This window comes from Serratia microhaemolytica (assembly GCF_004011885.1).
GTDB lineage: Bacteria > Pseudomonadota > Gammaproteobacteria > Enterobacterales > Enterobacteriaceae > Serratia_G > Serratia_G microhaemolytica.
The window spans coordinates 80081-88374 of record NZ_SBEF01000014.1; the positions used below are offsets into that span (position 1 = coordinate 80081).

7 protein-coding genes are annotated in these 8294 nt (G+C 49.0%); 1 reads left to right on the forward strand and 6 read right to left on the reverse strand.

Going from position 1 to position 8294, the window contains the following annotated elements; all coding sequences use genetic code 11:
• Positions 1-52: 52 nt before the first annotated feature.
• The 6 genes from EOJ37_RS06600 to rhtA all read right to left on the reverse strand — a co-directional run bounded on the left by EOJ37_RS06600 (position 53) and on the right by rhtA (position 7062).
• Entirely contained in the window at positions 53-571 is a 519-nt protein-coding gene (locus EOJ37_RS06600; protein ID WP_127959113.1) for a YgjV family protein, read from the reverse strand.
• A 225-nt stretch (positions 572-796) separates the two neighbouring features.
• Positions 797-1558 (reverse strand): 2-dehydro-3-deoxy-D-gluconate 5-dehydrogenase KduD, encoded by a 762-nt coding sequence (kduD, locus tag EOJ37_RS06605; RefSeq protein ID WP_127959115.1) that lies wholly within the window; start codon positions 1556-1558, stop codon positions 797-799.
• A gap of 117 nt (positions 1559-1675) precedes the next feature.
• Positions 1676-2512, reverse strand: coding sequence for a 5-dehydro-4-deoxy-D-glucuronate isomerase (gene kduI / locus EOJ37_RS06610; RefSeq protein WP_127959117.1), 837 nt, complete (start codon positions 2510-2512; stop codon positions 1676-1678).
• Between the two features lie 466 nt (positions 2513-2978).
• Positions 2979-4382, reverse strand: coding sequence for an MFS transporter (locus EOJ37_RS06615; RefSeq protein ID WP_127959119.1), 1404 nt, complete (start codon positions 4380-4382; stop codon positions 2979-2981).
• 341 nt (positions 4383-4723) lie between these two features.
• Positions 4724-5893, reverse strand: coding sequence for a M20 aminoacylase family protein (locus tag EOJ37_RS06620; protein ID WP_127959121.1), 1170 nt, complete (start codon positions 5891-5893; stop codon positions 4724-4726).
• 275 nt (positions 5894-6168) lie between these two features.
• Positions 6169-7062, reverse strand: coding sequence for a threonine/homoserine exporter RhtA (rhtA, locus tag EOJ37_RS06625; protein WP_127959123.1), 894 nt, complete (start codon positions 7060-7062; stop codon positions 6169-6171).
• A 998-nt stretch (positions 7063-8060) separates the two neighbouring features.
• Here rhtA and EOJ37_RS14655 point away from each other — a divergent pair.
• Positions 8061-8294, forward strand: a 234-nt coding sequence (locus EOJ37_RS14655) for a hypothetical protein (protein ID WP_206194029.1), incomplete at its 3' end; no start/stop codon positions are given.

The following is an 8294-nucleotide window of genomic DNA, read 5'->3' on the forward strand; positions in this document are numbered from 1 at the left end:
GCAACCCATTCATCGCTATGGTGAATGGGTTACACGGTAGCCTGATAACTGCTCAAGCAGTGCTGCTGATTGCTCGCTGAGTACGATAAAGCGAGAAAATAGTGTAGCTATTAATCACTAAAAACATCCCTTCCAGTAACATACCACCGAGAGAACCAGCCCAGATATTGTGTACAATCCAGCAGAGTGTGCTGGCCAGCATACACAAACGCAATCCCATGCCTTGCAGGCGGAATAGCGCATAAGTACTGAGTAGGGTGCCAATCAGCGTCAGCCACTGTATTGGATGCTCCAACTGCGGGATCACCAGAACAGCAGCCAACAGCATAAACAGCAGCATCACGCCGATAGAACGGTAATAACCGGAAATCCAAGTGCGCACCGCACACAGCAGACAGTTAATGGCAGCCGCAGTGGCACCAAGTAGCAGAAAGTGCAGCGCCAGTAGCGCACCATTGAGCGTAAGATGTAGCCGCAGTTTGGCATCCTGACGTTGTAAAAAGGCAGCAGCGCCAATCGCGCAGGCAAGCAGCCCCAATAACTGCGCTAACCACGACAGATCAAAAGACATCAAAAAAATCTCATCTTAATTATGTTGAAAACGGCCCCAGGATTTGGGGTGAATAACAAAAACATTCACCGGAAAATGGCTAGCTGAGTACCTGAACCAACCGCCAGCTTCCGTGGTTGTTGAAGCATGAACTTGGCGTAACACCGGTTGAGTAGTTGCGGGCACACGCAAGCGCAGCGTGTCAACCCGCTAACGCCAGTTGACACAGGAGAACCCTCCGAAGCGTTAACGCGCCAGCCAACCACCATCCACTGCAATGGTGTAACCGTTAACATAGTCGGAAGCGGCAGAAGCTAAGAACACCACTGGCCCCATCATATCATCGGGCACGCCCCAGCGCCCAGCGGGGATCCGTTCCAGAATAGCAGCATTGCGCTCATCATCGGCACGTAACGCAGCGGTATTATTGGTTGCCATATAGCCGGGAGCGATAGCATTCACATTGATCTTTTGGCCGGCCCACTCGTTGGCCAACAGACGAGTCAGTCCCATGACCGCACTCTTGGAAGCAGTGTAAGAGGGCACACGGATACCGCCTTGATACGAAAGCATTGAAGCAATGTTGATGATCTTGCCACCGTTACCCTGAGCAATGAACTGTTTTGCCACCGTCTGTGACATAAAGAACACACTCTTAATATTGATGTTCATCACATCGTCCCAATCTTTTTCGCTGAAATTGATCGCATCCTCGCGTCGGATAATACCAGCGTTATTGACCAGAATATCGACATGACCAAAATGTGCCACTGCCTGTGCAATCAGTTGTGGCAACAACTCAATGTTGCTGACATCAGCCTTCAGGCTGAGAAACTGACGCCCAGTAGCGGCAACTTTGGCAATAGTCTCACTCGGCTCGACAATGTTAATACCAACGATATCACAGCCGGCTTGCGCCAAACCAACAGCCATACCTTGGCCTAGCCCGGTATCACAACCGGTGACGATGGCAACTTTACCTGTTAGGTCGAATGCATTCAGGATCATGAAAACTCTCCTTATGGCACGCAATCAGCGTGCAATGTTTAGTGGCTATGGCGGATCGGGTGGTAATTGCGGATCGCGCGCTAGCGATTGGCAAATAATGAATCAGTGAATTACCGATTAGCGAAGATCCTGGATTGCAATATGATCCATATCACCGAACACCTGATTTTCGCCCACCATCCCCCAGATGAAGGTATAAGCCTGAGTACCAACACCTGAATGGATCGACCAGCTTGGCGAGATCACCGCCTGCTCATTGTGTACCACTAAATGGCGGGTCTCGCTTGGCTCACCCATCATATGGAACACCGCAGCATCACTGGGCATGTTGAAATAGAAGTAGACCTCCATGCGCCGTTCGTGCGTGTGGCATGGCATGGTATTCCACAAGCTCCCCGGCTCCAGTTGCGTCATCCCCATCAGCAATTGGCAAGTAGGCAATACATCGGGTACCAGGTACTTATAGATAGTGCGACGGTTACTGGTCGCCGCATCGCCCAGTGTGGTGGGAGCAGCTTCAGCTTGTGTGATCTTACGGGTTGGATAATGGGTATGCGCGGGCGCACTGTTGTAGTAGAACTTGGCTGGATGATTACTGCTGATACTCACGAAACTGAGTTCGCGCGCTCCCTGGCCAACATAGAGCGCCTCAGCATGATCAACAGAGTACTGTTCACCATCGACAGTCACCACACCGGCGCCACCAACATTGATTAACCCCAACTCGCGTCGCTCAAGAAAATATTTAACACCAAAGGTGTTGCCTAACTCAGCGGAAAAAGCCAACGCAGAGTGGACAGGCATAATGCCGCCAAACACGATCCGATCAATATGGCTATAGGTCATGGTAACGTGATCGGCGCTAAAAATTTCACTCACCAGAAACTCACGCCGTAAGCCTTGGGTATCGAGTTGTTTGGCATGGTCACTGTGAATACTTTGACGAATTTGCATGATTTATCTCTCTATATTGCTCACGGTCATACTGAACACGAAAACTGTGCCACCGGGGTTACCTAACAGCCGATCCGACTTGCCATGTTGTCCCTGGGCGGCGCCAGAAATTTTCACCGACTACAGAGATACAGCGGTTGTTGTGTGCTGTCGGTGCGCAAACAAAACATGGGTCAGCGAGCCTCAGACTGTAGAGTGACAATAACAAAATGATGAGATGTGATCAAAACAATTTAAAACGATGTTTTGATTTTTTTGTTTTGAGGGTTGTATTCGTGATGCTGCGACCACCAGCGTGGCAAAAACAGAGTAGCTATCCGGTTGAGCGCAGAAATAAAAATGCCGGCTTTTGCCAGCAGCATAATTCCGATTTTTGCTCTCAGGGAAAGGTACACCCAACACGTCATTGGGAATGATGTGTTGGGTGCGCAAGCGATGAGCACCGGCAGTCACTGTCGTGTCTCAGTCATTTACCTGCATTCTTCGGCACCATAATCAGCAGCACTACCCCGGCAAGCAGGCAGATCGCCACATTGAGCAGGAATGTCATGCTCGCGGCAACCGAGGCACCTTGCGCCGCAAACGCGGCATAAACCGTACTGGCAACAGCGATACCAAACGCGCCCCCGAGTGAACTGGCCATTTTATAGATACCGGAAGCACTGCCGATCTTGTCTGCTGGCGCATTGGCAACGGCGGTATCGGTAGAGGGCGTGGCATAGAAACCCAATCCCAGGCCAAGCAGCACATAGCCGATCAGCACCGCGATGACATAACTCTGGTTGGGTAAGAAGGTGAGTGACATCAAACCAACCGCACAGCCGGTCATACAGGTGCCCCACAACATCGGTTTCTTCGCCCCGACTTTTTGCAATAACAGCTCACCGACTCGGATCATCGCCAGTACCGCAATCAGATAGCCGATAGTTAATTGCCCAGTCTCGAATGGAGTAAAGCCACGCCCTTTTTGCATATACATACTGGCAACCATAATGGTACCGGCCAACGAATTGAGTAAAAAGTTGGAGAGAGTGGCACCGTTGTAAGCCCGGTTTTTAAATAGCGCAAAGTCGATAAAACTATTGTTGCCACGGGTGCGGGAGTTGATAAAAAATGCCACAGTGGCCAGTACAAACAGCCCAGCCAACAACAAGGTTTGCAGGCTTGTCCAGCCTAAACTGCCGCCGCGAGTAATCAACAGATTCAGCGACAACAGCATAATGACAAAAGTAAACAGCCCCAAATAGTCAAAACTCTTGTTATCTTCTTGTTCTGCCTTGCTTTCTGGTATTCCTGACATCAACAGCATACCAATCACAGCAAAAACAATGGAAAAAATAAAAATCCATTGCCAGCCCATACGTGTCGCAATAGCGCCGCCGACCAGTGAACACAAGCCAGATCCCCCCCAAGAACCGATAACCCAGAAACTCAGTGCGCGCTGACGATCTTTGCCCTGATAATAGGTTTTCACCAGCGCCAAGGTGGCCGGCATAATGCAGGCACCAGACAGCCCCTGAATGATGCGCCCGGTGGCAAACAGTGCTGTACCATTGGCAAAAATGATGCATAAACAGCCAATAATACTGAGCACAAAACCTAAATAGGTAATTTTTACCCGGCCAACCTTATCAGCAATTCCACCAGCAGCGACAATAAAACAACCACAGAACAGCGAGGTTAAACTGATTGACAAATTGAGTGCGGAGGGTGAAATACCGAGATCATGCTCCAGCGTCGGCACGATATTGATCACCGACTGGCCGAATAACCAAAAGGTCAACACGCCGAGGACAATCGCCAAAATAAGCCGATCATTACCTTTGAATGGGGTAGCGAGATCGGGATGTGGTGTGACAGAAGAAGACATAGTTAACGCCCTTTTGCTATGTACATGTTTAGCGGGTATCCATGCTAACAACCGAACCGCTCTGAGTGATTATTGATTGCCATCCTGTTGCTGAACCGTGGCAAAACCTGTCACCTGGTGCAGATGAATTGCGGTTTCCAGGCACTACCAGGGTACAAAGCACGGTCAGGATACAAATTGGCGGCATCAATAACGCCGATTGGCATCAGTGTTAACCACATGGCAGCGGTGAGTTCTGGTGCAGTATCACCGCCAGAACGCAGATAAACCGCCATTATTGCTGGGTAGTGTTGAACCAGCGAGTGGCTCAACACCATTGAGCGAATATTACCGTGCAGCGACTATTTCAGATAATTTTCTACCAGAGTACACCAGTAAGTTGCTGCTGGAACGATTAACTCGTCATTAAAGTCGTAACCGGGATTATGCACCATACAGCCGCCAGGCTGATCACCCGCGCCGACCAGCAAGTAGCTGCCGTTTGGATTCTCTTCCAGCATAAATGCGAAGTCCTCACTGCCCATCACTGGCGCAGTATCAGTATTAATCATCGACTCATCAACACATTGACGTGCAACACTGATAGCAAACTCGGTTGCATCGGCGTCATTGATTAACACCGGGCTACCATTAATGTGTATCACGTCGGCACTGGCACCAAAACTCTGTGCCTGGGCTGTGGCGATCTCGGTGACCCGCTGAAGTATCTGATGGCGAACCTGTGGATCGAGTGTGCGAATACTCAACTTCAACAGTGCTTTGGCATTGATAATATTGGGTGCTGCACCAGACTGGATGCTACCAACCGTCACCACCGCAGGTTGGAACGGGGTCACATTACGTGAAACGATAGTTTGCAACGCCAGAACGATATGACAAGCCACCACCGTGGCATCAATGGTGTATTCCGGCAGTGCGCCGTGGCCGCCAACACCATTCACCTCAATGTGGATCGTGTCTGAAGAGGCCATCATCGGCCCCTTTCTGAAATGAAAACTACCGGTTTTCATCCCTGGCATATTGTGCAGGGCAAAAATGTGGTCACAAGGGAATTTTTCGAACAGACCATCTTCCAGCATCTTTTTGCCACCATAAAGCAACTCTTCTGCTGGCTGGAAAATCAGATGCAGAGTGCCATTAAAATTGCGCGTTTTTGCCAAATATTCAGCCGCGCAGAGCAAAATGGCGGTATGTCCATCATGACCACAGCCGTGAAATTTGCCTTCATGGCAGCTCTGCCATTCTTTACCGCTATTTTCCTGCATCGGTAACGCATCAAGATCACTACGCAGACCGAGAGTTTTTTTCCCGTCACCCACTGTTAACGTCGCAACAATACCGGTAGTTGCCATGCCACGATCAACCTGATATCCCCAAGAAAGCAGTTTCTCAGCCACAATATCGCTGGTACGCACCTCTTCAAAGCCTATTTCGGGGTGGCGATGCAGATCACGGCGCAGTGCAATGAATTGCTCTTTATTCTTCTCTATATATGCTTTGATGTTAGACATGTTCACATCCTTTTATTTTCGTGTGGGTGCTATGACTAATAGTGATGGAGCAAAATTAACGACCTATCCGATCAGGATTGTTTTAGTTGCTAGTGAGTACTAAAAAGCCGCATATCATCGCTGTCCGCTGAAGTTTCTCTCTGCTATCGCTGTCCCGACAGCGGGGTGCCAATCAGCGTGACTGGCATAGACGGTAAATAATGCCGCATCATATTGATGCTCCAGTCGCCAACCAAATTACTGTAATTTTGTCTCTAACTGCAACTATAAGCTGTTTATTGGGAAATATTCTCCAGTTTTGACTTGGGTTTGATGGTCAATGTCGCACCGACAGAAGCAGTCATAATTGCGATTAATGCCAGCCACTGTAGCAGCGAGAGATGCTCACCCAAAAACACCATACCGGAGAGTGCGGCAAATGCTGGCTCCATACTGACCAAAGTACCAAAGGTGCGCGTAGGTATGTTTGACAGCGCAATAATTTCACATGAATAGGGGATCGCCGTAGAGAGTATTGCCACAGCTAATCCCAACGGTAGCAGATTGATATCCAGCAACGCACTGCCGGTCTGCCAAGCGCCGAGCGGACAGAACACCAGAGCGGCGATCAGCGTGCCGATTGCGACAGTACCGGTGCCAAGATCGACCCCCGCCTTACGGCCAGACAAAATATAGATCCCCCAACAGACCCCAGCACCGAGAGCATAGACAGAGCCAAGAGGATCAACCTGATCGACAGCAGTGCCAATCGGCAACAAAAACCATAACCCAATTACGGCCAGTGCGATCCAGACAAAATCGACTAACCGGCGAGAAGCAAACATTGCCACAGCCAGTGGCCCAGTGAACTCGAAAGCAACCGCAATACCAAGCGGAATGGTGTTCAACGAAAGATAGAACAGGTAGTTCATACCACCGAGAGAGAGGCCATAAATCAGCAGTGGCAGGCGGTGCTTGGCGCTAAAACGGATTTTCCACGGGCGAAAAATGGCAGCCAATATCAGCGTACCCAGCGCCAGACGCAATGTCGTGATCCCCTCCGGACCAATTAATGGAAACAACGTTTTTGCCAATGATGCGCCACTTTGTACCGAGATCATGGCAATAACCAACAGAAGTACTGGAATGAAGATCGAAGAGACGCTGGTGCTGGTCGCGGGTGCGCGCATACTTTATTCGTCCTAGGGCTGTTTTCAGAGAGCAGGTGGCAATGATCGCCGAGCAGAGCTAGTGTAAAGGAATTTAGTTATGCATGTTGGGTAAAATACGTGTCGCCAGGCAACAACTGAGATAGCCGCAGTGCGTAGAGCGCACGCCAATCAACAGCGAATCAGCCAGTCCGATAGCGGCCATGTATTCAATATGTTGATTCTGCGTCAAACCGAATAATCACCTGCGCTGAAAATTCTGATGCTGTTGTCGGCAGGGCAACAGCACGAACGTTTGTTAACCCAAACAGTATTTGACCTGATCGTGTGTCTCTGTTCTTTCCCTGATCAAAGCAAAAGAATGGTCTCGCTCCTCCCCCTAGGGCGGGATTCTACTTTGCTTAATATTTATACTTTAGGCGTCTGCACATAAAATCTGAGGAAATTTCAGGAATAAATTGATGTTTTTTTACGTGGCAGCGTCATTGTTGGGTGAAAGTTAATCAATTTAAAAGTGAAATCCCGCCCTGCTCCTCCCCCTGGAAAGGGGGAGGCTGGGAGGGGGTATTTCAAAATAATCAAATGTTTTAAAACCCCACACTAACCCTCCCCTTATTAAGGGGAGGGAACTACCTGGCTCCTCGTATTGTGGCACAGAACAAACTTTAGTTAATAATCGATTAAAAAACGTTCATACGTTTGCCCTGTTTAGCTACCCTAGGTATCTCGGAATTTATATCGATTATATTATTTTTAATGGTGAATTAATTCATAAATTAAATATAACTCAGTGTTATTTCCTTTTTAATTGTCCCAGTAACTGGTGAACTTCTCGCTATCTGATTTGCCAGTAAAGATTTAAAAAAACAGCTTGTTACATCAACAGCCAACCGGCGAGTCGTGGAAAAAGCAACGGAAAACACAAAGTGGCGCATTTTATCTTATGAAAAATAAGTGGTTATTGACATTGTGGCGAGAAAATAACAGCATGGGAAGCAATAAACACCCTCCAGGAGCGGGTGACTTTTTTAGCTATTCACTGTGACCAAACACCACCAACGGAAAAACGCCGCCAGTCGGGCTACGGACAGGGAGAGAAGGGAATGGAGCGCTTTACGATGCCACTCATCAACGATCACGCGACCAACACGCGATCAGTGTGCCCACACGATCCGTTTTCACACGATCCATTATCACCCCCTTCGTTATCACAGCATCCGTTATCCCGTTATCACAGCATCCGCTACCGGCGA

Excerpts from the sequence above, each read along its gene's own strand:
- EOJ37_RS06620 (WP_127959121.1), bottom strand. The coding sequence starts at position 5,893 with ATGTCTAACATCAAAGCATATATAGAGAAGAATAAAGAGCAATTCATT.
- kduI (WP_127959117.1), bottom strand. The coding sequence starts at position 2,512 with ATGCAAATTCGTCAAAGTATTCACAGTGACCATGCCAAACAACTCGAT.
- kduD (WP_127959115.1), bottom strand. The coding sequence starts at position 1,558 with ATGATCCTGAATGCATTCGACCTAACAGGTAAAGTTGCCATCGTCACC.
- rhtA (WP_127959123.1), bottom strand. The coding sequence starts at position 7,062 with ATGCGCGCACCCGCGACCAGCACCAGCGTCTCTTCGATCTTCATTCCA.
- EOJ37_RS06600 (WP_127959113.1), bottom strand. The coding sequence starts at position 571 with ATGTCTTTTGATCTGTCGTGGTTAGCGCAGTTATTGGGGCTGCTTGCC.
- EOJ37_RS06615 (WP_127959119.1), bottom strand. The coding sequence starts at position 4,382 with ATGTCTTCTTCTGTCACACCACATCCCGATCTCGCTACCCCATTCAAA.